This window comes from Streptomyces griseocarneus (genome assembly GCF_014655595.1).
In the GTDB taxonomy this organism is placed as follows: Bacteria; Actinomycetota; Actinomycetes; order Streptomycetales; family Streptomycetaceae; genus Streptomyces; species Streptomyces griseocarneus.
In genome coordinates this window covers 389912-415900 of the sequence record NZ_BNBL01000006.1, presented here as the reverse complement: position 1 = coordinate 415900, position 25989 = coordinate 389912, and the positions used below count along the sequence as shown (strand labels likewise).

The following is a 25989-nucleotide window of genomic DNA, read 5'->3' as shown; positions in this document are numbered from 1 at the left end:
GTATGACCTGTATTTACGGCCTAGGTCGTAGACGCGGATGCGTAGGGCAACCGACGCACATCGCGCGCGGTGCCGGTCACTCCGGACAGGAAGTCCTCAGCACGGGGCGAGGCGTGTTCGGTGAGCCAGGCGGGGTCGATGTCGCACACCGCGACGCTCACGCCCGTGCCCGCCAGGGCCAGCGGCAGGGTGTGCACGACGGTGGAGGGGAAGCTCACGACGGTGCGTCCGATGGGGCCCCGGCGGGCGACCAGCTCCAGCGGCAGCTCGGGGCGTACGACCTCAAGGCCCAGGCCGGAGGCTATGCGGCGCAGCTTGTCGGGGTGCTCGCGGCGGTGCGCGAAGTAGCGGGTGGCGCCGTGGGCGCGGGCCAGGGCGGCCACGGCCTCCAGGTAGCGCTCGGGGTCCACGACGCCGGTCTCGACGAGTGAGGTGCCCACGAGGTCGGTGCCGCGCGTGAGCCGGGGCGGGCCGTAGGTGGCCCGGGTCCACGCGAAGTCGTTTGCCGTGACGGTCACTCCGGGTGGCGGTTCCACCGGCATGGAGGTGAAGACCTCCACCGATCGGCGGTTGTTCGGGGTCAGCTTCCGGCGCGCTGAAGCGGACACTGGCGCGAGAAGCAGCTCGCGCGCCCCCAGTCCGCCGGCGCTCCGGGGCCGGTGCCAGCGCACGAGGCGTTCGCCCCGCGCGAGTTGGGAGACGAACTCCATGGTGGCGGTGCCGTCGTCCACCACCACCAGCTCCCGGGCCCGGGTGAGGGTCAGCAGCAGCTGTACGTACCGCGAGAACGGGTCCCCGATGACCACCCGGCGCGCCCGGCGCAGCGGCCCGGCGAGCGAGCCGACCGTGGCGAAGGGCGCCCCCGGACCGCCCCGGGCCTCCTCCCAGCGGACCCGGTGGCCCTGGTCCCGGGCCAGTTCGGCCATCCGGCGCAGCTGGCCGCGGGTCGTGGGGTCGTGCGGGGCGAGGACGACGACGAGGAGGTCACCGGCCAGGGGGGTGATGTCCCGCCGCCCGGGCTGGCGCGGCACGCCGTCGCGCAGCGGGCGCGCGTCGCCGGGAGGGGCGCCGGGAGAGCCGCCGGAAGGGCCGCCGGGAAGGGCGTAGCGGCCCGCGCGGTACGCCCATTCGAGGACGTTCAGCAGCTGGACGGGGCTTTCGACGAAGGCCAGCGTGGGGGCGCTGCCCCCGGCGCGCCGGGGGCCCCTGAGGCGGCGTGCGCGGCCGCGGGACGCGGCCCCCTCCTCGGGGGCCTGGCCGGGCGCCGGCCCCTCGGGCGTGGTCACCGGGCGCCCGTCAGACCGCTACGGGTTCGCGGTCGCCCGCCTCGGCGACGACGCCGGGCACCCGGCGCAGCTTGCGCATCGGGCCCAGCTCGCTGTCGTAGACCCGCTTGACGCCGTCTCCCAGCGACTCCTCGACCACCCGGATGTCGCGCACGAGCCGCTGCAGCCCGCCGGGCTCGACCGAGGCGGCCTGGTCGGAGCCCCACATGGCCCGGTCGAGGGTGATGTGCCGCTCGACGAAGGCGGCGCCGAGCGCGACGGCGGCGAGGGTGGTCTGCAGGCCCGTCTCGTGGCCGGAGTAGCCGATGGGCACGTTGGGGTACTCGGCCTGCAGGGTGTTGATCACCCGCAGGTTGAGCTCGGCGGCCTTGGCCGGGTAGGTGGAGGTGGCGTGGCAGAGCACGATGTTCTCGCTGCCGAGCACCTCGACGGCGTGCCGGATCTGCTGCGGGGTGGACATGCCGGTGGAGAGGATCACCGTGCGGCCGGTGGCCCGCAGGGCGCGCAGCAGCTCGTCGTCGGTGAGGGAGGCCGAGGCGACCTTGTGCGCGGGCACGTCGAACTTCTCCAGGAAGGCGACGGACTCGGTGTCCCAGGGGGAGGCGAACCAGGCGATGCCGCGCTCGCGGCAGTGGTCGTCGATGCGGCGGTACTCCTCCTCGCCGAACTCCACGCGGTGGCGGTAGTCGATGTACGTCATGCGGCCCCACGGCGTGTCGCGCTCGAGGTCCCACTGGTCGCGCGGGGTGCAGACCTCGGGGGTGCGCTTCTGGAACTTCACGGCGTCGCAGCCGGCGTCGGCGGCGGCGTCGATGAGGGCGAAGGCGTTCTCGAGGTCGCCGTTGTGGTTGATGCCGATCTCACCGGTGACGTAGACGGGGTGGCCGGGGCCGACGGGCCGGTCGCCGAGGACACGGGTGCGGGTGCGGGTGCCGCTGCGCGGGGCGGAGATCATGAGGTGGCTTTCCTTCACGGGAGGGAGGGTGCGGGGGAAGGGGTGCGGGGAAGGGGCGTGGGGCGAGGGTCGGGTCGTGGGGCCGGCAAGGCCGGTCGTGGGGCCGGGGTCTTACGGGGTGAGGCGCGGGGCGGCGCCGGTGCCGGCATCGCTGAGGCCGCCGTCGAGGGCCGCGCCCAGCAGCCAGGAGGCGATCTCGCGGACGGCGCCGGCGCCGCCGGGAGCGGCGGTCACGGCGCGCGCGGCGGCGCGTACGGGGCCGTGCGCGTCGGCGACGGCCACGGGCCAGCCGACGAGGCCGAAGCAGGGCAGGTCGTTGACGTCGTTGCCGGCGTAGAGCACCCGCTGGGGGTCGATGCCGCGTTCGCCGCACCACTGCTTGAGGGCGGCGTCCTTGCGCTCGCTGCCGTGGATGACGGGGACGCCGAGCTTGCGGCCGCGGGCGGCGACGACGGGGTTGGTCTCGGTGGACAGGATCAGCAGCTCCAGCCCGGCCCGGCGCAGCGCGGCGACGCCGAGTCCGTCGCCGCGGTGGACGGCGACGAGTTCGCGTCCGTCGGCGTCGATGAGGACGCGGTCGTCGGTCTGGGTGCCGTCGAAGTCGAGGACGACGGCGTCGACGTCGTCCCGGGTGGGCAGGGCGGTGGGGCCGCCGGCGTCGAGGAGCGGGGCGAGCGCGCGGGCGCGGTCGAGGTCGTGCGGGTCGTCGATCTCCAGGATGCGGGCGGCCTCGGTGCGTACGAGCTCGGTCCGGCCGAAGAAGCGGTGGCCGGCGGCCCGGAAGCCGTCGGCGCGCATGGCGTAGGCGGCGCCGGTCTCCAGCAGGTCCTGGGGGCGGTCCTGGCGGCGGGGGCGGTGGGCCTTGTCGTGGTTGACGCCGCGGGCCCCGGCGGGCGCGGGGCGGCCGTCGCCGGGCGCGGCGGCCTGGGCGGGGACGGTGACGGGCCGGGCCGTCGCGTCCTCGTCCTCCTCCCGTTCTTCCTCCCGTTCTTCCTCCCGTTCCTCCTCCCGCCAGACGAAGCCGTGGAAGGGGGCCACGGTCAGGGCGCTGTCCGCGCCCTCCTCGACGACGGCCGCCGCCACGCCGTCGACGTCCTCGCGGGTGAGGAACGGGCTGGTGCACTGCACCAGCAGGACCACCCCGACCGGGCGGCCGGCCAGGGCCTCGTAGGCGTCCATGGCGTGCAGCACCGCCGCCTCGCTGGTGGCGGTGTCCCCGGCGATGGCGGCCGGGCGGCGGACGACGGCCGCGCCCGCGGCCTGGGCGGCGTCCGCGATGGCGGCGTCGTCCGTGGAGACGACGACGTCGGTGACCAGGCGGGAGGCCCGGCACTCGCGGACCGCGCGGGCGACGAGCGGCACTCCCCCGACGGCGGCGAGGTTCTTGGAGGGCACGCCCTTGGATCCGCCGCGTGCGGGGATGACGGCCAGGACGGCCGGTGGGGCGGACATCGTGTGCTCCTTGGTGGGTCGGGTGGCCGGCGGGGGCGTCACAGCTCCCCCAGCCGGCGGATGACGGGCGCCACGCGCTGCACCCCGTGCCGGTAGGCGCCGCGCGCCGCGTCCCGCAGGGCCCCGCGCGTGGCGCGGCGCAGCGCGCTCTCCTCGCGCCCGGGGGCGGCGCGGCCCGGCAGGGGGTGCCCCTGGGGGTCGAAGCCGTAGCGGGCGAGGACGGCGGGGAGGTAGCCGGGGGCGGTGCGGGCGGTGTAGTAGGGGGCGAGCGGGGGCAGGGCGGGGCGGGCGGCGAGGTCGGCGACGCGTTCGCGGGCGGCGTCGAAGGCGTGGGCGTACGAGCCGTCGGGCGCGACGCCCTGCCGGGCCGTCCAGGCGGGGTCGGGCCCGGGCAGGCGGCCGGCGTCGAGCTCGTCCCAGGAGACGAGGCAGCCGGAGCCGAGGAAGTGGTGGTTGCCGAGCGCCTCGCGGACGCCGAGGTCGGTGAGGACGGCGGTGGGGATCGCGCGGTGGAGGGACTCGAGGGCGGCCGTGGAGCTGACCGTCACCAGCAGGTCGGCGGTGTCGAGGACCTCGCCCATGTGCCCGTAGACCAGGCGGCAGTTGGCGGGCATTCCGCCGGGGAGCCGGGCGGCGAGCTTCTGGTAGGGGTGTTCCTCGATGTGGGTGGTGTGCTCGCCGGGCTTGCTGCGGAGCTTGATCAGCACCTGCCGGCCGGGGTGCAGGCGGGCGTGGCGGGCGGCGCGTTCGAGCAGGTACGTCCGGTCGGCGCGGCCGTCGGGCACGGACGGCTGCGCGGCGAACACCACGGTGTACGGGCGGTCTTGGGCGGGACCGGCGTACGGCTCGCCGCCGAGGAACGGCAGCGCGCACTCGGTGACGCTGTGCGCGGGGGCGCCCGCTCCGGCGTACACGGCGCGGAACCGCTCCGCGTCGTGGCGGGAGTTGGCGAGGACCACGTCCGCGCCGTGCCGCAGCAGCAGGCCGTCGGCGAGCTTCTCGTAGACGACGCCGACGTAGCCGGTGACGACGACCGGGCGGGCGGGGGCGGGCCCCCAGGCGTGGGCGAGGCCGTGCAGCAGGGCCTGGACGGCGCCCCCGACGCAGGAGAGCACGAGCACGTCGTACCGGTCCCGGCCGGCCGCGGCGGTGAACTCCGCGCCGGTGACCTCGCGCAGCGCGTCCGCGCGGACGCCGACCTCGGCGAGCTGGCGGACGGTGGGGGTCGCGCGGCCGCGCAGCAGGAAGCCGTCGAGCCGGCCGCCGGGGGCGATCCGGTGCGCGGTGAGCGCCCCCCATTTCCACCGGGTGTCGGAGTCGGCGAGCACCGCGATCCTGAGCGGGGAATCGGTAGGTGAGTGCACATCGCCGACGATAGAAATCCATTCCGTTTCGTTGCCCAACGGGACTTCAACAGCCGGTAAACAGCACACCGACGGTCGGCGAATCGGTTGACGGCACGGGGTGGTTCACAAATCCGCCGCGCTTCGTTCACCTGGGCTTGCGCTCTGCGTCAGAACGAATGCCGGGGCAGCACATAGCGTCACGCGCGTGGTCAAGCTCTCCGTCGTCGTGCCGTTCTTCAACGTGCAGACATATGCCCCCGACACACTGAGAAGTCTGCGCGCGAACGCGCGCGAGGACTTCGAATTCATTCTCGTCGACGATTGTTCGACGGACGGCACGCCGGAGGTGCTGGAGCGCGCCGCGCGGGACCTGCCCGGAGCCGTGCTCCTGCGCCACGGCACGAACGGAGGGCTGGCCACCGCCCGCAACACCGGGCTGGACGCGGCGCGCGGGGAGTACGTCACCTTCCTCGACGGCGACGACTGGCTGGCCCCCGGCCACTACGAGCGGCTGCTGCGCACCGCCGAGGAACTGGACGTCGACTTCGTGCGGACCGACCACGTGCAGTGCACGGGCCGGAACCGGACTGTCCACCGGGTGCCCGTCGGCCGCCGCGGGGTCGCGCTCCGCCCGCGCGACGCCATACTGCCCGCCGGCCGCTCCACCTCCGTCGACTACCCCTACGCCTGGGCCGGGATCTACCACCGGCGGCTCCTCGACGCGGGCCTGCTGCACTTCGTGCCCGGCCTGCGCACCGCCGAGGACCGGCCGTGGATCTGGCGGCTGCACCGCGAGGCGCGGTCGTTCGCGGTCTCCGGACTGCTCGGCGTCTTCTACCGGCGCGGGGTCGCCACATCGCTCACCCAGATCGGCGACGTACGGCAGCTGGATTTCATTCGCGCGTTCGACACCGTATTGGCGGAAACGGCCCGCGACCCGGATGCGGAAAAACTCCTCCCGAAGGCCGTTCGTACGTACTGCGCGATTATTTCGCACCACCTCGGCTCCATCGAACGATTCGAACCGGCGGTCGCCGCAAAACTGCGTTCGATGAGCGCGGCCGCCATGAAACGCATGCCCCCGGAACTCCTCTGGGACGCCCTCGATTCCATGGACGAGGACCGCGCCGCCCGCCTGCGCCGGCTGCGCCGCCGGGCGGCCGTGACCCCGGCGCCCAGGACGGCGCCCGCCGCGCCGGAGGTGGCCGCCTGATGCCCGCGCCCGCCCGCACCCAGCTCTTCATGGCCTCGACGCTCTACGGCGCCGCCACCCTGGCCGCCGCCCTCGACGCCGGGTTCTTCCCCGCCGCCGGCCGCCGGCTGCTGATCGTCGCCAACACCGCCGCCGTCCCCGAGACCACCCCCGCCTTCGACGAGGCCCCCGGCTTCGAACGGCTGCGCACCCGCTTCGACGGGGTGCTGTCCTGGAACGAGACCATCAGCCCCTTCCACCCCTCCGGCTGGTCCCCGCGCCCGGACGACGCGCCCCTGTGGGAGCGGCACCTGCGGCTGCTGTGGGGGCTCGGCACCGACGACGTCGAGATCGTCCTGGAATCCCTCCAGGTCAACCCCGCCCTCGCCCTCGCCCAGCTGTTCCCCGACGCGCCCCTGGACGTCTACGCCGACGGCCTGATGAGCTACGGCCCCACGCGCAGCAGGCTCGACCCGCTGATCGGCACCCGGGTGCGCCGCCTGCTCCACCTGGACCTGGTACCGGGCCTGAAGCCCCTGCTGCTCACGGAGTTCGGGGTGGAACCGGAGATCGTGCCGGGCGAGGTCTTCACCAAGGTCCTGGCCGAGCTCTCCGACGCGACCGCCACCGGCCTGCCCGACGCCCCCGAGGGCGCCGCCCTGCTGCTCGGCCAGTACCTCTCGGCGCTGGACATCCTCACCCCCGAGGAGGAGGAACGCCTGCACGTGCGCATGCTGCGCGGGGCGGTGGGCCGCGGCCACCGGACGCTGCTCTTCAAGCCGCACCCCTCGGCCCCCGCCCGCTGGTCACGGCTGCTGGAGGAGGAGGCGGACCGGCTCGGCGCGGCCCTGACCGTGCTGGAGGCGCCCGTCCTGGCGGAGGTGGTCTACCAGCGGCTGCGGCCCGCGCTGGTCGTCGCCTGCTTCTCCACCGCGCTGCTCACCGCGCACACCTTCTACGGGCTGCCCGTCGCCCGCGCGGGCACGGACCTGCTGCTGGAGCGGCTCGCCCCGTACGAGAACAGCAACCGCGTGCCGGTGACCATCGTGGACGCGCTGCTGCCCGGCCTCGAGGACGGCCCCGACGACGGCCCCGGCGGCCGCGCGCCCGACAGCCCCGAGCGGCTCGAGGCCCTGCTGGCCGCCGTCGGCTACGCGATGCAGCCCCGCATCCACCCCGGTCTGCGCCCCGCCGCCGAGCGCTATCTGGCCGCGCACCTGGACGCCCGTACCCGGCGCTACTTCAAGCGCCGCCGCCTGACCTCGCTGGCACTGCCCGGCGCGGTCCCCACCCAACTCGCCTTCCTGCCGCGCCATCCCACCGTCCGCAAGGTGGCCCGCCGGGCGCTGGCGGTGCGCAGGCGGCTGCTCAAGCGCAAGAAGGCGACGGCCTCCGCATGACGACGCCGGCTTCCCCCATGGTTACGACGCCCATGGCTGCAATGCCCTTGGCTACGACACCCATGGTCACGACACCCTCGGCTACGACGCCCTTATAGAAATGGCGACTTCCGCATGACGACGGTCCAGGCCCCGAGCACCGCACGGCCCCCGGAACAGCGAAAAGCCCCCGAGGCGGCGGCCGGGCGGAAGGGCTCCGGCGGGCGGCTGTACGCCCTGGACGGGCTGCGGCTGGTCGCCGCGCTGATGGTGGCGCTCTACCACTACGGCGGGCGGGACGGCGACGTCAGCCGGGCGTGGGGGGCCTCGCCGCGCCATGAGTTCCCGCACCTGTCGGCGGCCTTCGCCTACGGCTGCCTGGGCGTGCAGATCTTCTTCGTCATCAGCGGCTTCGTCATCTGCATGAGCGGCTGGGGGCGCCCGCTGCGCTCGTTCTTCGCCTCCCGCGCCGCCCGCCTCTACCCCGCCTACTGGGCGGCGATCGTGCTCGTCACCCTCGTCTTCGCGCTGCCGTGGGTGCCGTACAAGCCGGTGTCGGCGAGCGACGTGCTGGTCAACCTGACCATGCTGCAGCAGCCGGCCGGAGCCGACCGGGTGCTGGGGGTGTGCTGGACGCTGTGGGCGGAGGTGCGCTTCTACGCGCTGTTCGCGCTGTTCGTGGTGCTGCCGGGGGCGACGCGACGGCGGGTGGTGCTGTTCTGCGCGGTGTGGACGCTGATGACGGTCGTCACGACGGCGTCGCATGTGGAGTTCCTGCGCGTGGTGTTCATGCCGGAGCACTCCATGTTCTTCATCGGCGGCATCGGCCTGTACCTGCTCCACCGCTTCGGCCATGACGCCGTGGCCTGGGGCATCGTGGCCGTGAGCTTCCTGCTGGGCCAGCACTACGCGGTGGCGGGCCTGTGGCACCCGCCGAACCCGCACTACTTCTCCTACCGCTCCCCCTACGTCATCATCGCCGTCCTCGCCCTGGGCTACGCGGCCGTGGCGGCGGTGGCCCTGGGCGGCACGCGCTGGGCGCGGTGGCGGTGGCTGCCGTTCGCGGGGGCGCTGACGTACCCCTTCTACCTGGTGCACGAGCACCTGGGCTGGGTGGTGATCGGCGGGCTGCACCGGGGCCTGGGGCTGCCGTCGTACGCGGCGTTCGGGCTGACGCTGCTGGCGATGCTGGTGCTGGCGTGGGTGCTGCACCGCTGGGTGGAGCGCCGGCTGACGCCGGTGCTGCGCAGGATGCTCGGCTCGCCGGCCGGTCGTCAGCCGGCCGGTCGTCAGCGGGCCAGTCGTTAAGGCTTGAGCAGGGTCGCCTCGATGCCGGCGACGATGGCCCGCAGACCGTCCTCGAAGCCGCGGTCGAGGTCCGCGAAGAACTCGTACCCCGCCTCGGCGGCGAGCGGGTAGCCCTCCATCCTCAGGGTGCGGTCCTCCAGGTCGTAGGCGGGATCGCGCTCCCCGCCGGGCTCGGGGTAGACGGACTGCTCCTCGATCACGTAGCCCATGGTGTAGGTGTTCAGGGTGAACAGGGCGCGGGCGGCGGCGCGCGGCGTGAACCCCGCGTCCACCAGCACGCGCATGATGCCCTCGACCGGGCCGGCGTAGCCGCTGTCGGTGAAGCGCGTACCCCCGAAGACCTTGCCGCCGTCGCGGTAGCCGAGCAGGAAGCGCCGCAACCCCTTCATGGTGGTGGTCAGATACGCCTGCCACGAGCTGCGGTCGGTCGCGGCGATGGGGCCCGCCATGCGGCGGAACATCTCGGTGGCCATCTCGTCGAGCAGGGCCTGTTTGTTCTCGAAGTGCCAGTAGAGGGCCGGAGCCTGGACGTTCAGCTCCTTGGCGATCCTGCGCAGGGTGAGGCCCTCCAGGCCCACTTCGTTCAGCAGGCGGAGCGCGGTGTCGGCCACTTGGGCCCGGTCGATTCGAGGTGCCACCTTGACAGCTTAACAACGTTCAGTTCAGTCTGGGACTACAACGAACTTAACGACGTTAAGGGGGGACCCTCCATGTCCACGGACACCGACATCCTGATTGCGGGCGCCGGCCCGACCGGCCTCGTCCTCGCCATCGACCTCGCCCGGCGCGGCATACCCCACCGCATCGTCGACCGCTCCGAGCGCGGCTTCCCCGGCTCGCGCGGCACCGGCATCCAGCCGCGCACGCTCGAGCTCTTCGACGACCTCGGCGTCCTGGACGCGATCATGGCCGGCAGCGGCCCGGTGCCGGCCATACAGAGCTGGATCGGCGCCGAGCGCGCCGAGAGCTGGAAACTCGCCGAATCGGCCGACGACTCGCCCGCCATCCCGTACCCCGACACCCGGATGCTGCCCCAGTGGCGCACGGTGGAGATCCTCTGCGCCCGCCTCGAGGAGCTGGGCGGCCACGTGGACTTCAGCACCGAACTCACCGGCTTCACCCAGGACCCGGACGGCGTCACCGGCACCCTGCGCCACGCCGACGGCACGGAGGAGACCGTACGGGCGCAGTGGCTCGTCGCCGCCGACGGCGGCCGCAGCGAGGTCCGCAGGACGCTCGGCGTGCCCTTCACCGGCGAGCAGATCGACCCGCGCCCGGTCCTGATCGCCGACGTCCTCCTCGAGGGACCGGACCGCGCGGAGATCGACGGCGGCCACTGGCACATGTGGCAGCAGGCGGAGGACGGCCTGGTCGCCCTCCGCCCGCTGGAGCAGGTGGAGACCGTTCAGGTCATCGCCGGCTTCGGCGACACCGGCCGGGACCTCGACCTGGACCTCGACGCCACGCCTGAGGCCATCGGCCGCCTCGTCTCCGCGCGCACCGGCCTGCGCCTGACGGTGAGCGAGGTGCGCTGGGCCTCCGCGTACCGGGCTCGCATGGCGATGGCCGAGCGCTTCCGCTCCGGCCGGGTGCTCCTGGCCGGGGACGCCGCGCACGTCCACTCCCCGGCCGGCGGCCAGGGCCTCAACACCAGCGTCCAGGACGCCTACAACCTGGGCTGGAAGCTGGAGGCCGTGCTGCGCCGGGGCGCGCCCGACGCGCTGCTCGACTCCTACGACGCCGAGCGCACCCAAATCGCCGCCGAGGTGCTGGGCCTGAGCACCCGCGTCCACCAGGCCGACCTGGGGGCCGACGGCGGCGGCCGCTGGCGGCGCGGCAAGGAGACCCACCAGCTCACCCTCGGCTACCGCGAGGGCCCGCTGAGCCGCGAACTGCGCCGGGACGTCGCCGAGGACGCCCTGCGCGCCGGCGACCGCGCCCCGGACGCGCCCTGCCGTGACGCCTCGGGTGCGCCGGTGCGGCTGTTCGACGTCTTCCGGGGTCCGCACTTCACGCTGCTGGACCTCACGGAGGGGGCGACCGCGTTGCCGGAGCTGCCCGGCTGGATCCGTACGTTCCGCCCGCTCGACGCGGACGGACACGCCAAGGCGGCGTACGGGTCGGGGCTGTTCCTGGTCCGGCCGGACGGGTACGTGGGGCTGGCGACGGACGACGCGCGGGACGTGGAGGCGTACGTGGCGATGGTGGCGGAGGCGTAGGGGGGCGTAGGCGGCGTAGGGGCGTAGGGGGGACGACGGAGGCCGGGCGGGGGCGCGGAAGCGCTCCCACCCGGCCTCTTCTGTATCGAGGGCCTCGCCCGTATCGGCAGAGGCCTACAACACCACGGACAGCAGGAGCACGAACACGATCCCCACCACCGAGATCACCGTCTCCATCAGCGACCACGTCTTGATCGTCTGACCGACGCTCATCCCGAAGTACTCCTTCACCATCCAGAAGCCCGCGTCGTTGACGTGCGAGAAGAACAGCGAGCCCGCGCCGACGGCCAGCACCAGCAGCGCCGAGTGGGTCGTACTCATGTCGGCGGCGAGCGGGGCGACGAGCCCCGCGGCCGAGATCGTCGCGACCGTCGCCGACCCGGTGGCCAGCCGGATGCCGACCGCGATCAGCCAGGCGAGCAGCAGCGCGGAGACGGACCAGTCCTTGGAGACGTCGAGGATCATCCGCCCGACGCCGACGTCGATGAGCGTCTGCTTGAACCCGCCGCCCGCGCCGACGATCAGCAGGATGCCCGCGATCGGTACGAGCGACTTCTCCACCGTCCCGGCCAGCCGGTCCCGCCCGAAGCCGGCGGCGCGGCCGAGCGTGAACAGCCCCACGAGCACGGCCGCGAGCAGGGCGATCAGCGGCGAGCCGACGACGTCCGCGACCCGCTGCACGGGGTTCTTCGGGTCGTCGACCACGATGTCGACGAGCGCCTTGGCCAGCATCAGCACCACCGGCAGCAGCACGGTTCCCACGGTGACCGCGAAGCCCGGACGCCGCTCGAGCTCCTCCGAGGGCCGCTGCGGAATGAGCTTCTCCGGCGGTGTGATGTCCACCCACCGGGCGGCGAGGCGCGAGAACACCGGCCCGGCGATGACGGCGGTCGGCACGGCGACCAGCACGCCCAGCGCCAGCGTCACGCCGAGGTTCGCGCCGATGGCGTCGATGGCGGCCAGCGGCCCGGGGTGCGGCGGCACCAGACCGTGCATCACGGACAGTCCGGCCAGCGCCGGGACGCCGATGCGCATGAGCGAGTGCCCGCCCCGCTTGGCGACCAGCAGCACCACCGGGATCAGCAGCACGATCCCGACCTCGAAGAACAGCGGCAGGCCGATGACGCCCGCGATCAGCACGATCGCCCACGGCATCGAGCGCGTGCCCGCCCTGGCCAGGATCGTGTCGACGATCTGGTCGGCGCCCCCGGAGTCGGCCAGGAGCTTGCCGAGTATGGAGCCGAGGGCGATGAGTACGCCCACGCCCGCGACGGTCGAGCCGAGCCCGGCCGTGAAGCCGGCGATGACCTTGTCGATGGGCGCGCCCGCGACGGCTCCGAGGACGAGCGAGCCGATGGTCAGGGAGAGGAAGGCGTGCAGTTTGAGGCGGGTGATGAGGAGGACGATGACGGCGATGCCGACGAGGACGGCGATGCCGAGCTGTGCGTGACCCGCCGAAGTGATCGGTGCGGTGGGTGCTGCCGCGGCCAGCATCTCGACGCTGAGAGTGCTCACGGGCTTCCTTGTGAAGGTGGGGTGGGGGGAGTAGGGGGAGCCGAGTGGGGACGGCTGCCGTCAGAGGCGCCGCAGCGCGGCGACGGCCCGCTCGGCGATGACGGCCGCCTCGGGCGTGACGTCGACGGCGACGCCCGCCTCGTCGTCCTCGAGCGGCTCGAGGGTGGCGAACTGCGACTCCAGCAGCCGGGCGCTCATGAAGTGGCCCTGGCGGGCGGCCATCCGGGCGGCGATCAGTTCCCGGTCACCGGTGAGGTGGAGGAAGACGATCCCGGGCGCGGCGGCCCGTAGCCGGTCGCGGTACGCGCGCTTGAGCGCCGAGCAGCTGACGACGCCGCCCGACCCGGCCCGGCCGCGGGCCCACGCGCCGACGGCGTCGAGCCAGGGGGCGCGGTCGTCGTCGTCCAGCGGGACGCCGGCCGACATCTTGGCGATGTTGGCGGCCGGGTGGAAGTCGTCGCCCTCGGCGTACGGAACGCCGAGCGCCGCAGCCACCAGCGGCCCGACCGTGGTCTTGCCCGTACCGGCGGTGCCCATCACCACGACGAGGTGGGGGGTGGTGGCGGTCATGCGTTCCTCGCTGTCTCCGTCGACATCGGCGTCCGGCCTCACTGAAGCTCATTGGGTATGACGTATTCAAGAGTCGGTAAACCAAAACGTCATACTTATTTGCCGAGCGGTCCGGCCCGTAGGCTGACCCCATGGACAAGCGGGCACAGGGGGAACCGGAGGAACAGGGAGGTCAGCGAGGAAGCGGCCTGCACGCGCGCGTGCTGGACGCCCTGGGCCCCGCGATCACGGCGGGCGACTACCCCCCGGGCAGCGTGCTGCGCACGGACGAGATCGAGGAGCGGTTCGAGGTCTCGCGCAGCGTCGTCCGCGAGGTGATCCGCGTCCTGGAGTCCATGCACCTGGTCGCCTCCCGGCGCCGCGTCGGCGTGACCGTCCTCCCGCCGGAGGAGTGGAACGTCTACGACCCGCGCGTCATCCGCTGGCGCCTGGCCGGCCCCGACCGCCCCCGCCAGCTGCGCTCGCTGACCGTGCTGCGCTCGGCGATCGAACCCGTGGCCGCCGGCCTCGCCGCCCGCCTGGCCACCCCCGCCCAGTGCGCCGAACTGACCGAGCACGCCCTGGGCATGGTCGCCACCTCGCGCGGCCAGCAGCTCGAGCGCTACCTGATCCACGACATCGCCTTCCACCGCGTGATCCTGCGCGCCTCGGGCAACGAGATGTTCGCCCGCCTCGGCGACGTCGTCGCCGAGGTCCTCACGGGCCGCACCCACCACCAGGTGATGTTCACCGACCCCGACCCGGCCGCGGTGACCCTGCACGTACGGGTCGCGGAGGCGGTACGGGAACGGGACGCGGAACGGGCCGAGGCCCTGACGCGGGAGATCGCGGCGGGAGCGATGGCGGAACTGGACGTCCTGGCGCCGTAGTCACCGACGTGGTCGGCGTGTCAGGCCGGGTGCCCGTCGGGCCATCGCTCGTACCACCGCTGGTCCTCCTCCAGCTGCGCGGCGAGCGAGATGAGCAGGGGCTCGCTGTTGGCAGGCCCGAGCAGCTGGGCGCCGAGCGGCAGCCCGGCGGCGGTGACGCCGGAGGGCACGCTTACGGCGGGCCAGCCCAGGACGTTCCAGGGCCAGGCGTACGGACAGGCGGCGATCATCCGGGCGTTGGTGTCGCGGGTGCCGATGCCCGCCAGGTCCCCGGTGCGCAGCGGTGGTACGGCCGTGGTGGGCGTCAGCACGGCGTCGAACCGCCAGAACATCTCGCCGATCCGGCGGCGCAGCGGCGCCTCCGCCGCGCGCGCGGCGCGCAACGCGCCCCCGCCGAGGAGGGTTCCGCCGCGCACGTTGACGCGCGTACGGGCATCCAGCAGCGCCCGGTCGGGCACGCGCGCGGCCCAGTCCCGGACGCCGGCCATCGACCGCGGCACGAAGGTGAACCCGATGGGCCCGTAGCGCGGGTCCTCCTCCACGACGTCGTGCCCGAGGATCTCCAGCCGGGTCGCGATGCGCAGGGTGGCGTCGCGGACGACGGGGTCGAGCCAGTGCCGTACGGCGGCGAAGGCGGGCCGCAGCGACAGGGCGATCCGCAGCCGCCGCCGGGGCTCGTGCCCGGCGGCGGCCAGGGCGTCCACGGCGGGCGGCCGGTGCAGGTCACCGGCGTGCGACCCGCTCACCGCCTGCAGCAGCAGCGCGGCGTCCCCGACGGTACGGGCCAGCGGACCGTCCGAGGTGATCCCCCGGAAGGACTCCCCCTGCGGCCAGGTGGAGATGCGCCCGCGCTGCGGCTTGATCCCGACGAGGTGCGTCCAGGCGGCCGGTATCCGGATCGACCCCGCCCCGTCCGACCCCAGCGCGGCCGGCACGAGCCCGGCGGCGACGGCCGCGGCGGAGCCGCCGGACGACCCGCCGGGACTGTGCTCCAGGCTCCACGGATTGCGGGTCACCCCGAAGGCGGGCCCGTCGGTGACGGGCCACTGCCCCAGTTCGGGGGTGTTCGTCTTGCCGACGATCACAGCGCCGGCGGCCCGTAATCGGCGTACGGCCTCGCTGTCCTCCTTCTTGCGCGGAAAGTCCCCGGGGCACCCGAAGGCGGTGGGCTCGCCGGCCACGTCCATGTCGTCCTTCACGGCAATGGGCACACCGAGCAGCACCCCCCGCTCCCCCGCCGCGAGCCTCCGGTCGGCCTCCTCGGCCTCCCGCAGCGCGGCCTCGGCCCGCACGACCCGGAAGGCATTGAGGGTGGGCTGCGTGGCGGCGATCCGCCGCAGGGACCGCTCGACGAGTTCCCGGGAGGAAACCTGACGGTCGGCCAGCGCCTGGGCCTGCGCGGCGAGCCCTTCGCAGTCCCGGCCTACGTCCCCGCCTATGAAACCGGTCACCCGAAGCCCCTTCCTCCCGATCGAACACACGTTAACGGGACACGAGTTGTACCGACAGCAGGCCGGGGCGGCAGTGGGCCGACGAGGACGGCGGGGACTGTCACAGGCCGTCAGTAGTCTGTGACAGGGGTCTTGTGACGGGTGCTCGAGGAGGGGGAATTCTGATGACGGCATCACCGGGGTCGTCGGGATCGCTATCGCCATCGCCGTCGCCATCGCCGTCGTCGGGTTCGGTGAGTCCGATCCTGCCGAAGCCGGCCAGCGGTCTGATCATCGCGTCGGACTTCGAGTCGAAGACGCACGACGAGCTGTGCGCGATGGTCGAGCACGCGGACGTCGAGCGCACCGCGTTGATGGCGGCCCGGCTGGCTTCGGCGGCGGCGTTGATCACGTTGTTGGGTGATGAGCTCAAGGGGCACGTGGCCCAGGTGCAGTGGGAGGGCGAGGCGGGCGAGGCCTTCCGTACGTGGGGTGCGGACATGGCCAATGCGACGTTGCGACTGGGTGAGCTGAGCGGCACCGCGGGCCAGTGGATGGCCCACGCGGCCTCCACACTGTCCGAGGTGAAGTCGGCCATGCCGAAGCCGTCAGCGGCGGCGCAGTCGACGCTTGATGCGTACCGCCGCACCCCATCGGACCAGGTGGGCAAGTACACCTCACCCCTGGTCTCCGACCAGTCCGGCGGCCTCCACCACCCCCAGTCCTCCGGCCCCACCCAGCGCCAGGCCTACGACGCCCAGCTACGTCTGGACCGCGACCGCGCAGAAGCGGCCCAACAGATGCGCAAGCTCGCGGAGTCCTACGCGTGGTCGGCACACCAGATGTCGGTTGCGCCACGGCCTACGTTCCGGCCGATGCCGGACGCTTGGATGCCTCCGCCCAAAGTCGGCGTCGAGCACCTTCGACGGATGGGTCCCGCTGCCGGTACGACGGCGCCGGCGGGCCTCGGCACGGGAGCGCCCAGTGGACATGCATCAGCTTCACCAATTCCATCGCCCGGCATTCCCGCAGGCGGCGTTGGCAGGCCCTTTCAGCCCGTAGCTCTTTCCCCTACCGCCGACATCCCCGATCAGGCTCGAAGTCGGGTCGACAGCGTGACGCCCAAGCTGCCTCCGCACTACCCATCGGCCGGTGAAGCGTCCTCGCTGCCGCCGGGGGGCGGAATGGCGGATGGCTCTAGGCCGACAGACCACGTCGTTGTTCCACCACCTACCACGGACTTCGGAGGGAAAAGAACGGACCCTAATTCCGTCGATCGGGGCGCACGCGGTGCACAAAACCGCGTCTTTCCGATACAGGAGCGCGGCCATGTGCGGCCGCCCTTGCCTGTCTCCCGTATGGGCACGCCCAACGATGGCGTTGTCGGAGGACGCCCGTCTCCCACCCCCAAAGGCTCCGAACCCGGTGGTGGCCGGATGCCGAGGGGCACAGTCATCGGCACCGAACAGAGCCAAGCGAACCAGAGCCGTTCCCCTATGACCTACGGTCCCGGTGCCGTGCCCGCGGGGAGCGGGGCAGCGGCGACTCCGCGCGGAGGAGGCGGTCGACGGCTGGCAACCGAGCCTGGCGGAGTTGTCGGCGGGCGCCCGCAATCACGTGCTGGTGCTACCGGCAGCCCTTTTACGCCTGGCGGAGCAGGGCTCGTGAGAGACCCGTCAGCGTCAGGGCAGTCCAAGCGAAATCGGCGTGATCGACGGCCGGACTACCTTGTCGAAGACCAGACCTCGTGGGCAGAAGGCCATCGCCGGGTGGTTCCTCCGGTCATTGACTAAACCCTCTGAGGCATCGGACCAAGAAGGATCGGCATGCTCAGGCCACCCCGAAGTCGGGCCCAACTACTACGAGTAGCAGCGGCATCGTTCAGCGCACTCATCATCTGCACACCAGCTCACGCGGACACCATTCGCTCTCAGCAGTGGTACTTGAACGCCATGCATGCTGAGGAGATGTGGAAGTCCAGTACAGGGTCGGGTGTAACCATCGCGGTCGTCGACTCGGGCGTAAACGCAGATGAACCAGACTTGAAGGGCCAAGTTCTCGAAGGCCATGACTATTCAGGCGAATACGTTGACGGGCGTTCCGACGAGGACGGCCACGGTACACGAATGGCCTTGTTCATCGCAGGAACAGGAAAGGGAGCAGGCGCCTACGGCCTTGCGCCGGGGGCGAAGGTTCTCCCCCTTCGCGTGGCCAACCCGAAGAGCTACAAGGAACAGTCCACGATGATGGCATCCGCCATTAGATACGCAGCAGACTCGGATGCGAGAGTCATCAACATCTCAATGGCAGGCTGGGGACAGCGGCCTGAGGAAGACAGCGCCATCAGCTACGCGCTGGCCAAGGGCAAGCTGATCTTCGCTGGCGTCGGCAATACAGGCGACAAGGACAACGCCGTGCAGTACCCCGCCGCCACGCCGGGCGTCATCGGCGTCGCCGCAGTCAACCGCGAGGTCAAGGCAGCCCCGTGGTCCCAGCACGGCCCCCAGGTGGACCTGGCCGCCCCCGGCACCGACATGGTGGCACCGTGCACCGACGGCACTGGCGGCCTCTGCACAGGCGACGGCACCAGCGACGCCACCGCCCTGGCCTCCGCCTCCGCCGCACTCGTCTGGTCCGCGCACCCCGACTGGACGGCGAACCAGGTCCTGCGCGTCCTCATCAACACCGCCGGCGCCCCCAAAAGCGGCGAGAAGCGCAGCGACGCCATCGGCTACGGCGTGGTCCGCCCCCGCATCGCCCTCCAGAACCCCGGCGACCCCGGCCCCGCCGACGTAAGCCCCCTCCCGGAGCTCGCCGCAGCCGCCCCACCGGCGAATCGGACCGTCACCGCGACGGCGAGGGACGTCAAGGCCACCGGCAATGACGCCGGTCTGCTGTCGACGCGCAACGCAGTGATTGCGGCAGCCGCCACCGCAATCGCACTGGCAGTCGCCGTCCCCATGGTCATCACCCGTCGTCGCCGCAAGGCCCTTGCCGCCCAAATCTGACACCCAACACCCCCTCCCTCCCAAAGGCCGACCCGATGCCGCACGCCCTCCTCACTGAAATCGCCGCGATGTACACGCAACAGGCCCACCCGTCCGCCCTGGTGGGTGAGTTCCGCCGCACCGCCGTGCTGGTCCCCCTGGACGAGGCCGGTGGACTGTGGTCCGTGGACATGGACGGCATCCGCTGGGTGTGCGCGTTCACGGACGAGACGGCGCTGGCGCGGTTCGCCGTGGCGCACGGCCTGACGGCGGACGGCGCGTGGGACTACCGCTCGGTGCTGGGGGCGCGGCTGCTGGACGTAGTGGTTCCGGCGGTGACGGGGCCGGCCGGCGTGGCGCTGGATGTGGGCGGCGAGCGGCCGGTGCTGTTTCCGCCCGTACGCGGAATCGTCCCGGACGAGGTGGCGCTGGACGCGCTGGACGTCCCGGGGAATCGTTTCGCCACCGCCACACCCAACACAATCCACGGAAACGGAGAGCCCACGCAGTGAGCGGCAAGGGGGGCATACACGCCGGCCAGGACGCCCTGGACGGCATCACCAAGGGCATCAACGCCGCCATCGGCGAGCTCAAGGAGGTCGGCACCGCCGGCACCGCCGCCGTCGGCCGCGGCTTCGAGGACCTCGCCCTGTCCGGCGTGGAGACGGGCCACGACGGCCTGACCGCCGCCTTCAAGTCGTTCTGCGAGCGCTGGGAGTGGGGCGTGCGGGCGCTGGTGCACGACGGCAGCCAGTTCGCGCAGCGCGTGGGGCTGGCGGCGGGTTACTACCACGAGGGCGACCAGTACGTGAAGGACACGGTCAAGGTGGTCGCCAACGCGGCCTTCGGCAATCCGCACCTGACGGAGGAGCAGGTCGAGGGCATGCGGATGAAGGACGTGCTGGCCGACAACCCGGTCACGCAGGTCCGTGACGCGGACTACAGCGGGAAGTCGTTCGCGAAGGCGACCAAGGACGCCGGGGAGACGTGGTCGCGGACGGCGAAGGACGTCGGCGAGGCCCCGAACGCGGCGGGGCTGGCGGTCCGCCTGGGCAGCAAGATCGAGGACTACAGCTGATGGGTTCGAAGTGGGATGTCGGCAAGGTCTTCGACAAGGCCGGGGAGGCGGTCGAGGAGACGGTCGACAAGGGCAAGAAGGCCGTCGGCAAGGTTGTCGACAAGGGCACGGACGTCGTCGCGGACGGCCTGCACAAGGTCGGAGCGGACGACGCGGCGGACTCGGTCGAGCGCTGGGGTGACAAGACGGCCTCCAGTCTCGGCGCCCATGTCGGCGAGCATCGGCTGGGCGAGACCGAGGATCCCAGGGAGCTCGTCCACGGCGACGCCAAGCAGATCAACGCCACCGCCAAGCACCTGCGTAACTTCCACACCGCCTTCGACACGACCCACACGGCTCTTCTGAAGGTGCGTGCCACGGACGGCTGGAAGGGCGAGGGAGCCGACGCCTTCACGGCGAAGTTCGTGGAGCAGCCGAAGAAGTGGGCCGAGGCCGCCGACGCGTGCGAGGCGGCGGCCGGTGCGCTGGAGACGTACGCCCACACCGTCACCTGGGCCCAGGGCCAGGCGAAGGAGGCGATCCGCCTCTGGAAGCGCGGCAAGGACACGAACAAGAAGGCCGCTGAGGCGTACGACCGCCAGGTCGACGCCTACAAGGAGGCGGCCGCCGAGGCCGCCCGCAGGTGCCAGGCCCTCGGCCCGGCACCGACCAAGCCCGACAATCCCGGCAAGGCGGACTTCAAGGAAGCCGAACGCCTCCTGGCCGAGGCCCGCAAGCAGCGCGACACGGCGGCGGGCGAGGCGAAGTCGAGGGTCGACGCGGCCGTCGCCCACGCCCCGCAGAAACCTTCCTTCAGTCAGCGCATGATGGCCACCGGCGCCGACGTCCGCGACGGCGGCAAGGTCGAGCTCCTGCACGCGGGCGGCGGCGTGGTCCGCTCGGTGACGGACATCGCCAGAACGGCCCGCAGCGTCAGCCCCTTCGACCCCTACAACCTCTCCCACCCCGCGGCATACCTGAACAGCGTCTCCAACACCGCCGCGGGCATGCTCTCCCTCGCCTCCCACCCCGAACGCATACCGGCCACCCTGGTCGGCGACGGCTGGGGCAAGGACCCCTCCGAAGCCGGCGGCCGCCTCGCCGGAAACATCGCCATGACCGTCATGACCGGCGGCGCAAGCGCCGGCGCGGCATCCGGCGAACGCGCGGCCCTCACGAGCGCGCGACGCGAAGCCGCGAAGGGAGCCGAGGGCGCGGCGGCGAAATCCGCTCCCAAAGAGATGCCCAAGGAAGTAGCGGCGGAGGCGGCGGAGAAACCGCCGACGCCGGCGCGGGAGAAGGTCAACGAGGGCCCGGACGATCCCGCGCGAGGCGAGGAGAACAAGGTCTGCGAAAAGGACCCCGTCGACGTCGCGACGGGCCGCATGCTGCTCCCGCAGACCGACGTCACACTCCCCGGCTCGCTCCCCCTCGTCTTCTCCCGCCACTTCGAGTCGTCCTACCGCCAGGGCATGTGGTTCGGCCCGGCCTGGGCGAGCACCGCGGACCAGCGCCTGGAGATCGACTCCGAGGGCGTCATCCTCGTCCGTGAGGACGGCGTCCTGCTGTCCTACCCCCATCCCGTTCCCGGGGTGCCCACCATGCCGGTCGTGGGCCGGCGCTGGCCCCTGTCCGTCGACGCCGACGGCACGTACAGCGTCAGCGATCCCGCGGCCGGCCGGACCTGGCGCTTCCGCCCGTACGACACCCCCTACGACACCGGCCTCGCGCTGCTCGAGGAACTGACCGACCGCAACGGCCACCGCATCACCTTCGTGCACGCGGCGGACGGCACCCCGACCGACATCGTCCACGACGCGGGCTACCACCTCCGCATCTCCACGGACACCGGCCGCATCACCGCCCTGCATCTGGCCGGCGCAGCGCCCGACGGCTCGGACATGGAGCTGGTGCGCTACGGCTACACGGACGGCCATCTCTCCGAGATCGTCAACTCGTCCGGCGAGCCGCTCCGGTTCGGCTACGACGAGCACGGCCGCATCACCTCGTGGACCGATCGCAACGGCAGCCACTTCGACTACGTCTACGACGAACGCGACCGCTGCGTGGCACAGTCGGGCGCGGCCGGCCATCTCCAGTCGGCATTCGACTACGACGAGACGGACCGGGAGACCGGCCTCCGCGTCACGGCCGTGACGGACTCGGCCGGCCACACCAAGCGCTACGTGATCGACGACGCCCTGCACGTCGTGGCCGAGATCGCGCCGGACGGTGCGACGACACGCTCCACGTGGGGCAGGTTCAACCGGCTCCTCACCCGCACCGACGCGCTCGGCCGCACCATCAGCCTCCGCTACGACGATGACGACCGCCTGATCGCGGTCGTACGCCCGGACGGGCGGGAGGCCCGGGCGTCGTACGACGCCACGGTGGGCCTGCCGGAGACGGTGACGGATCCGGACGGCTCCGTCTGGCACCAGACGTACGACGCGTCGGGCAACCGCACGTCCGTCACCGACCCGACGGGCGCGGTGACCCGCTTCACGTACGACGGGCTCGGCCACCCGGCCGCCATCACCGACGCGCTCGGCAATACGACGCGACTCCGCTGCAACGCGGCCGGCCTGGTGATCGAGGTGACCGACCCCCTGGGCGGCGTCACCAGCTACCGGCGCGACGTCTTCGGCCGCGTGAAGGCCGTCGTCGATCCGCTCGGTGCCACGACGCGCATGTGGTGGTCGCGGGAAGGTCACCTCCTGCGCCGCGTCGGCCCGGACGGCGCCGAACAGTCCTGGACGTACGACGGCGAGGGCAACTGCCTCACCCACACCGACGCGGTCGGCGGTGTGACGACGTACGAGTACACGCACTTCGACCGGCTCACCGCGCAGACCGGCCCCGACGACGTCCGCCACGAGTTCACGCACGATCTGGAGCTGCGGCTCACCAAGGTTACGAACCCGAAGGGTCTTACCTGGGACTACGCGTACGACCCGGTCGGTCGTCTGGTCGAGGAGACCGACTTCGACGGCCGTCGGCTGACGTACGCGCACGACGCGGCGGGCCAGTTGGTGGCCCGTACGAACGCCCTGGGCCAGACCATCACGTACGAGCACGACGTACTCGGACGGGTGGTGGCCAAGGACGCGGCCGGCGACGTGACGACGTACGCGCACGACGCGGCCGGCCGCCTGCTGGAGGCGGCCGGTCCGGGCGCGACGCTGGTCTACGGCCGCGACCGTCTGGGGCGGGTGAAGTCGGAGACGACGAACGGCAGGACGCTGACGTTCGCCTACGACGGCCTGGGGCGCAGAACGCGCCGCATCACGCCGACGGGCGCCACGAGCACCTGGACGTACGACGCGGCGAGCAGGCGCACGACGCACACGACCTCGGGCCACACGTTCGACCTGGAACACGACGCGGTCGGACGTGAGGTCGCACGCCACTTCGGCGACGACATCACGCTGCAGCACGCGTGGGACGGCTCGGGCCGGCTGACGCACCAGGCACTGACGTCGGCCACCGCCCCGCTCCAGAACCGGTCCTTCACCTACCGTCGTGACGGCTATCTGACGGCCGTCAACGACCGCACCTTCGATCTCGACCCGGCCGGCCGCGTCACCGCGGTGAACGCCCCTGGCTGGCAGGAACGCTACGCCTACGACGAGGCGGGCAACCAGACGAACGCCACCTGGCCCACCACCCACCCGGGCCAGGAAGCCCAGGGCCCCCGCGAGTACACAGGCACCCGCATCACCCGCGCCGGCGGCATCCGCTACGAACACGACGCGCAGGGCCGCGTCATCCTGCGCCAGAAGACCCGCCTGTCACGGAAGCCGGACACGTGGCGGTACGAATGGGACGCGGAGGACCGCCTGAGGGCGGTGACCACTCCGGACGGCACACGGTGGCGGTACCTGTACGACCCGCTGGGCCGCCGCATCGCCAAACAGCGCCTGACCCCGACGGGCGACGTCGCGGAACAGACCGACTTCACCTGGGACGGCCCGACCCTCACCGAACAGACCACGGTCTCGGCCGACCTCCCCAACCCGGTCACCCTCACCTGGGACCACGACGGCCTCCGCCCCGTCGCCCAGACGGAACGAATATCCGCGGCGGACGCCCCGCAACGCGAGATAGACAGCCGTTTCTTCGCGATCGTCACGGACCTGGTCGGCGCCCCGACAGAATTGGTCGACGAATCAGGCACCATCACCTGGCGCACCCGCACCACCCTCTGGGGCACGACCACCTGGCCCAAGGACAGCACGGCCTACACCCCCCTCCGCTTCCCCGGCCAATACTTCGACCCGGAAACGGCCCTCCACTACAACGTCCACCGCCACTACGACCCGGAAACGGCCCGCTACACCACCCCGGACCCCCTGGGCCTCGCCCCGGCCCCCAATCCGGCGACGTATGTTCACAACCCGCATACGTGGGCGGATCCGCTGGGGCTCTCCGGGTGCCCTCCGCGCGGAGAGAAATCAAATCCCTTCTCTCGGGCCGAGGCCGAGAAGGCTGCCCACGAGCTGGCTGGCATTGGCCCCGAATCTGAACTGCTGGCCGAATGGGAGGTAACGGGCGATATACGAATGAAGCATACGGAAGGATACATCTACTCGAATGAGCCATCGCACTGGGGAAACTTCCGTCAGCATGAGACGCCGCAAGGCTCTCGAGTAGTTGTCGAACACACCCACGACCCTGCGGGCCCTCATTTCCATGCAGGTAAGCCGAAGGGTGAGAGCAGCAGGACCTGGGTAAACTTTGGCTGGGACAACAGTAACTACGGGAAGTTGGAGCGCTATGCAAAAATAAACAAACCCGATGGAGATCACCACCTGTTCTATGACGAATGAGGCTACCAGTGACTGACACAGGCAGGGAATATCAGCTTCGCCTTATTTCCGCCAGCGGCCTGACCGCACTCAAAACACACCACGCGGAAGGCGTACTTACGGTAGAGCAAGCATGGATGTTGGTGGCGAGCATGGAAACAGTTCCAGCGGCCACCGTCAGGAACGCTATCCCTGATGCCCTCTCAGAAGTGGATCGGCAATGGCTCACTCACGCCTCGAATGGCCCCCTCTTTGCCGCCGATGGAACTTTTCTCATCAGCATTGCAGGAAAAGGGAGTTGGGGAGCCGGCTGGACCCTCGTCAAGTGGTCAAGCGATTCTGAATTGGCCTCAAATCTACAGGATGGAGGCGATCCTGAGTTTGTAGCCCTCTCCGTGGACGGCAGGTTTCTATGCGCCGCAACAACTGAAGAGTACGATCACTGGATCGTCACTCACCACTTTGACTAACGTATACCACAAAGCGAATTAAGCGCCCTTAGAGATAAAAGTGCCCGCTTATTGCCATCATTAATTCTAAGCGCTATGCGCCTGAGGAAGCGTGGCGATTCGTGTGTGATGAGGTGACCCCATGCTCATCCTCGTTCTGACGCTTCTCTTCGCCGCGCCCGTGCTTGCCTGTGCCCTGCTCGCCAAAGCCGTGCGTGCGCTCCGCGCTCGGCGGCTTACGCGCCGCGTCGGGGCTTCGGCCTGGGGCGAAGGGGGATGGTGGTGGCTGGGTGGGGCTGTGTTGGCGTATGGGGTGGGGTTGTGGGGGTGCTGCTCGGGGATGAGCCCGAGTGGTGTCCCGCCGTGAGGTTCGCCGGCGATCCTGAGCTGCCGGATCATGCCCGGACCAAGCAGAGTGCGTTTCCGCTTTCCGCGCGGTGTGTGTCCGATGTCCAGGCCTCCGTCGAGATGGTGCCGGGCTTCGTCAATCCGGCCGTCGTGGTCTGTCTCGCCGGAGCCGTCGTCTTCGCCGCGGTGGCCGTCATCAAGCGGCGGCGGCCGCGGAATTACGGTGGCGACGACGTGCCCGTCCCGGCAGAATCCGCACGTGCGTGAGGTGGTTGAGGCTTCGGGGTTGGTTTTGCGGCGGTGGGGCGTGGGGGACGCCCCCGCCGTTCTTGAGGCGTATGCCGAGCCGTTGATGCGGTGGCAGGCGCCTCAGGCCGTCGAGTCGGACGATGACGCGCGGCAGTGGGTTCGGGCGCGGGTCGCGCAGTGGGAGGAAGGGACAGCGTTCTCCTTTGCCGTCGTCGAAGGAGAAGGCGACGGCAAAGGCACCGTGCTCGGCAATGTCGCCGTCAGCGCTGTCGACCGGCGGCATGACACCGGGTGGGTGTCGTACTGGACCACCCGCAGCGCACGCGGGCGCGGCGTCGCCGGGCGGGCCTGCCGGGGCGTCGCGCGGTGGGCGTTCGACGATCTCGGGTTGTTCCGGCTCGAGCTCGGGCACCGGGTGAACAATCCGGCCTCGTGCCGCGTCGCGACGGCCGCCGGCTTCGCCGTCGAGGGCATTCAGCGGCAGAAGCTCCTCTACGACGGCGTTCGCTACGACGTCGAGTCGCACGCCCGGCTCGCCACGGACGCGGAACCCCCCACCCCGTAGAGTGC

At 71.6% G+C, this 25989-nt stretch carries 21 protein-coding genes; 12 read left to right on the top strand and 9 right to left on the bottom strand.

Going from position 1 to position 25989, the window contains the following annotated elements; genetic code table 11:
• Positions 1-20: 20 nt before the first annotated feature.
• From IE295_RS18415 to IE295_RS18400, 4 genes are all read right to left on the bottom strand, one after another.
• Positions 21-1172: a hypothetical protein gene (locus tag IE295_RS18415; protein WP_190064825.1), complete on the bottom strand. Its 1152-nt coding sequence runs from the start codon at positions 1170-1172 to the stop codon at positions 21-23.
• Positions 1173-1296: 124 nt separating this feature from the next.
• Positions 1297-2241 (bottom strand): N-acetylneuraminate synthase family protein, encoded by a 945-nt coding sequence (locus IE295_RS18410; protein WP_224323111.1) that lies wholly within the window; start codon positions 2239-2241, stop codon positions 1297-1299.
• Between the two features lie 111 nt (positions 2242-2352).
• A complete protein-coding gene (locus tag IE295_RS18405; RefSeq protein WP_190064750.1) occupies positions 2353-3693 on the bottom strand; it encodes an acylneuraminate cytidylyltransferase in 1341 nt (446 codons plus the stop codon).
• A 38-nt stretch (positions 3694-3731) separates the two neighbouring features.
• On the bottom strand, positions 3732-5021 hold the full coding sequence (locus IE295_RS18400; RefSeq protein ID WP_190064823.1) for a DUF6716 putative glycosyltransferase: 1290 nt from the start codon (positions 5019-5021) through the stop codon (positions 3732-3734).
• A 223-nt stretch (positions 5022-5244) separates the two neighbouring features.
• Here IE295_RS18400 and IE295_RS18395 point away from each other — a divergent pair, with 223 nt between their 5' ends.
• The 3 genes from IE295_RS18395 (at position 5245) to IE295_RS18380 (ending at position 8918) form a co-directional block, all read left to right on the top strand.
• Positions 5245-6252 (top strand): glycosyltransferase family 2 protein, encoded by a 1008-nt coding sequence (locus IE295_RS18395; RefSeq protein ID WP_190064749.1) that lies wholly within the window; start codon positions 5245-5247, stop codon positions 6250-6252.
• A complete protein-coding gene (locus IE295_RS18390; protein WP_190064748.1) occupies positions 6252-7631 on the top strand; it encodes a polysialyltransferase family glycosyltransferase in 1380 nt (459 codons plus the stop codon). The genes IE295_RS18395 and IE295_RS18390 overlap by 1 nt, the downstream gene beginning before the upstream one ends.
• Positions 7632-7745: 114 nt before the next feature.
• Positions 7746-8918, top strand: coding sequence for an acyltransferase family protein (locus tag IE295_RS18380; protein ID WP_190064746.1), 1173 nt, complete (start codon positions 7746-7748; stop codon positions 8916-8918).
• Here the strand turns inward: IE295_RS18380 and IE295_RS18375 are convergent.
• The gene (locus tag IE295_RS18375; RefSeq protein WP_190064745.1) at positions 8915-9556 is read right to left on the bottom strand and encodes a TetR/AcrR family transcriptional regulator C-terminal domain-containing protein; all 642 of its coding nucleotides are present in this window, start codon (positions 9554-9556) and stop codon (positions 8915-8917) included. The genes IE295_RS18380 and IE295_RS18375 overlap by 4 nt on opposite strands.
• A 72-nt stretch (positions 9557-9628) precedes the next feature.
• Here IE295_RS18375 and IE295_RS18370 point away from each other — a divergent pair, with 72 nt between their 5' ends.
• Positions 9629-11137: an FAD-dependent monooxygenase gene (locus IE295_RS18370; protein WP_190064744.1), complete on the top strand. Its 1509-nt coding sequence runs from the start codon at positions 9629-9631 to the stop codon at positions 11135-11137.
• A 114-nt stretch (positions 11138-11251) separates the two neighbouring features.
• On the opposite strand, the gene IE295_RS18365 is transcribed toward IE295_RS18370, so the two are convergent.
• Both IE295_RS18365 and IE295_RS18360 read right to left on the bottom strand, forming a co-directional pair.
• On the bottom strand, positions 11252-12652 hold the full coding sequence (locus IE295_RS18365) for a GntP family permease (RefSeq protein WP_190064743.1): 1401 nt from the start codon (positions 12650-12652) through the stop codon (positions 11252-11254).
• Positions 12653-12712: 60 nt separating this feature from the next.
• Positions 12713-13222, bottom strand: a complete 510-nt coding sequence (locus IE295_RS18360; RefSeq protein WP_190064742.1) for a gluconokinase — start codon at positions 13220-13222, stop codon at positions 12713-12715.
• 131 nt (positions 13223-13353) lie between these two features.
• Between IE295_RS18360 and IE295_RS18355 the strand changes: the two genes are divergently transcribed.
• On the top strand, positions 13354-14091 hold the full coding sequence (locus tag IE295_RS18355) for a FadR/GntR family transcriptional regulator (RefSeq protein WP_190064741.1): 738 nt from the start codon (positions 13354-13356) through the stop codon (positions 14089-14091).
• Between the two features lie 20 nt (positions 14092-14111).
• On the opposite strand, the gene IE295_RS18350 is transcribed toward IE295_RS18355, so the two are convergent.
• Together IE295_RS18350 and IE295_RS18345 are read right to left on the bottom strand one after the other, a co-directional pair.
• Entirely contained in the window at positions 14112-15542 is a 1431-nt protein-coding gene (locus IE295_RS18350) for an amidase (RefSeq protein ID WP_224323109.1), read from the bottom strand.
• Positions 15543-15642: 100 nt separating this feature from the next.
• The gene (locus IE295_RS18345) at positions 15643-16119 is read right to left on the bottom strand and encodes a hypothetical protein (protein ID WP_190064740.1); all 477 of its coding nucleotides are present in this window, start codon (positions 16117-16119) and stop codon (positions 15643-15645) included.
• Between the two features lie 1228 nt (positions 16120-17347).
• On the opposite strand from IE295_RS18345, the gene mycP reads away from it, so the two are divergent.
• The 7 genes from mycP (at position 17348) to IE295_RS18315 (ending at position 25984) form a co-directional block, all read left to right on the top strand.
• Complete coding sequence (gene mycP, locus IE295_RS18340; protein WP_190064739.1) at positions 17348-18529, top strand: type VII secretion-associated serine protease mycosin; 1182 nt, start codon at positions 17348-17350, stop codon at positions 18527-18529.
• Between the two features lie 68 nt (positions 18530-18597).
• Positions 18598-19020 carry an SseB family protein gene (locus IE295_RS18335; protein ID WP_308013115.1) on the top strand — a complete coding sequence of 141 codons (423 nt, stop codon included), beginning with the start codon at positions 18598-18600 and terminating at the stop codon, positions 19018-19020.
• Entirely contained in the window at positions 19017-19586 is a 570-nt protein-coding gene (locus IE295_RS18330) for a hypothetical protein (protein ID WP_190064737.1), read from the top strand. The genes IE295_RS18335 and IE295_RS18330 overlap by 4 nt, the downstream gene beginning before the upstream one ends.
• Positions 19586-24394 carry a putative T7SS-secreted protein gene (locus tag IE295_RS34155; protein WP_190064736.1) on the top strand — a complete coding sequence of 1603 codons (4809 nt, stop codon included), beginning with the start codon at positions 19586-19588 and terminating at the stop codon, positions 24392-24394. Before IE295_RS18330 ends, IE295_RS34155 begins: the two co-directional genes overlap by 1 nt.
• 8 nt (positions 24395-24402) lie before the next feature.
• The gene (locus tag IE295_RS18320; RefSeq protein ID WP_190064735.1) at positions 24403-24843 is read left to right on the top strand and encodes a hypothetical protein; all 441 of its coding nucleotides are present in this window, start codon (positions 24403-24405) and stop codon (positions 24841-24843) included.
• A gap of 342 nt (positions 24844-25185) precedes the next feature.
• The gene (locus tag IE295_RS33645; protein WP_224323108.1) at positions 25186-25437 is read left to right on the top strand and encodes a hypothetical protein; all 252 of its coding nucleotides are present in this window, start codon (positions 25186-25188) and stop codon (positions 25435-25437) included.
• Positions 25430-25984 (top strand): GNAT family N-acetyltransferase, encoded by a 555-nt coding sequence (locus tag IE295_RS18315; RefSeq protein ID WP_224323107.1) that lies wholly within the window; start codon positions 25430-25432, stop codon positions 25982-25984. The genes IE295_RS33645 and IE295_RS18315 overlap by 8 nt, the downstream gene beginning before the upstream one ends.
• Positions 25985-25989 lie beyond the last annotated feature (5 nt).

What these genes read in the sequence shown, in the direction of transcription:
- IE295_RS34155 (WP_190064736.1), top strand. Translation starts at nt 19,586, where the DNA reads ATGGGTTCGAAGTGGGATGTCGGCAAGGTCTTCGACAAGGCCGGGGAG.
- IE295_RS18390 (WP_190064748.1), top strand. Translation starts at nt 6,252, where the DNA reads ATGCCCGCGCCCGCCCGCACCCAGCTCTTCATGGCCTCGACGCTCTAC.
- IE295_RS18355 (WP_190064741.1), top strand. Translation starts at nt 13,354, where the DNA reads ATGGACAAGCGGGCACAGGGGGAACCGGAGGAACAGGGAGGTCAGCGA.
- mycP (WP_190064739.1), top strand. Translation starts at nt 17,348, where the DNA reads ATGCTCAGGCCACCCCGAAGTCGGGCCCAACTACTACGAGTAGCAGCG.
- IE295_RS18345 (WP_190064740.1), bottom strand. Translation starts at nt 16,119, where the DNA reads ATGGCCGACTTCACCTCGGACAGTGTGGAGGCCGCGTGGGCCATCCAC.
- IE295_RS18410 (WP_224323111.1), bottom strand. Translation starts at nt 2,241, where the DNA reads ATGATCTCCGCCCCGCGCAGCGGCACCCGCACCCGCACCCGTGTCCTC.
- IE295_RS18360 (WP_190064742.1), bottom strand. Translation starts at nt 13,222, where the DNA reads ATGACCGCCACCACCCCCCACCTCGTCGTGGTGATGGGCACCGCCGGT.
- IE295_RS18380 (WP_190064746.1), top strand. Translation starts at nt 7,746, where the DNA reads ATGACGACGGTCCAGGCCCCGAGCACCGCACGGCCCCCGGAACAGCGA.
- IE295_RS18370 (WP_190064744.1), top strand. Translation starts at nt 9,629, where the DNA reads ATGTCCACGGACACCGACATCCTGATTGCGGGCGCCGGCCCGACCGGC.
- IE295_RS18405 (WP_190064750.1), bottom strand. Translation starts at nt 3,693, where the DNA reads ATGTCCGCCCCACCGGCCGTCCTGGCCGTCATCCCCGCACGCGGCGGA.
- IE295_RS18335 (WP_308013115.1), top strand. Translation starts at nt 18,598, where the DNA reads ATGTACACGCAACAGGCCCACCCGTCCGCCCTGGTGGGTGAGTTCCGC.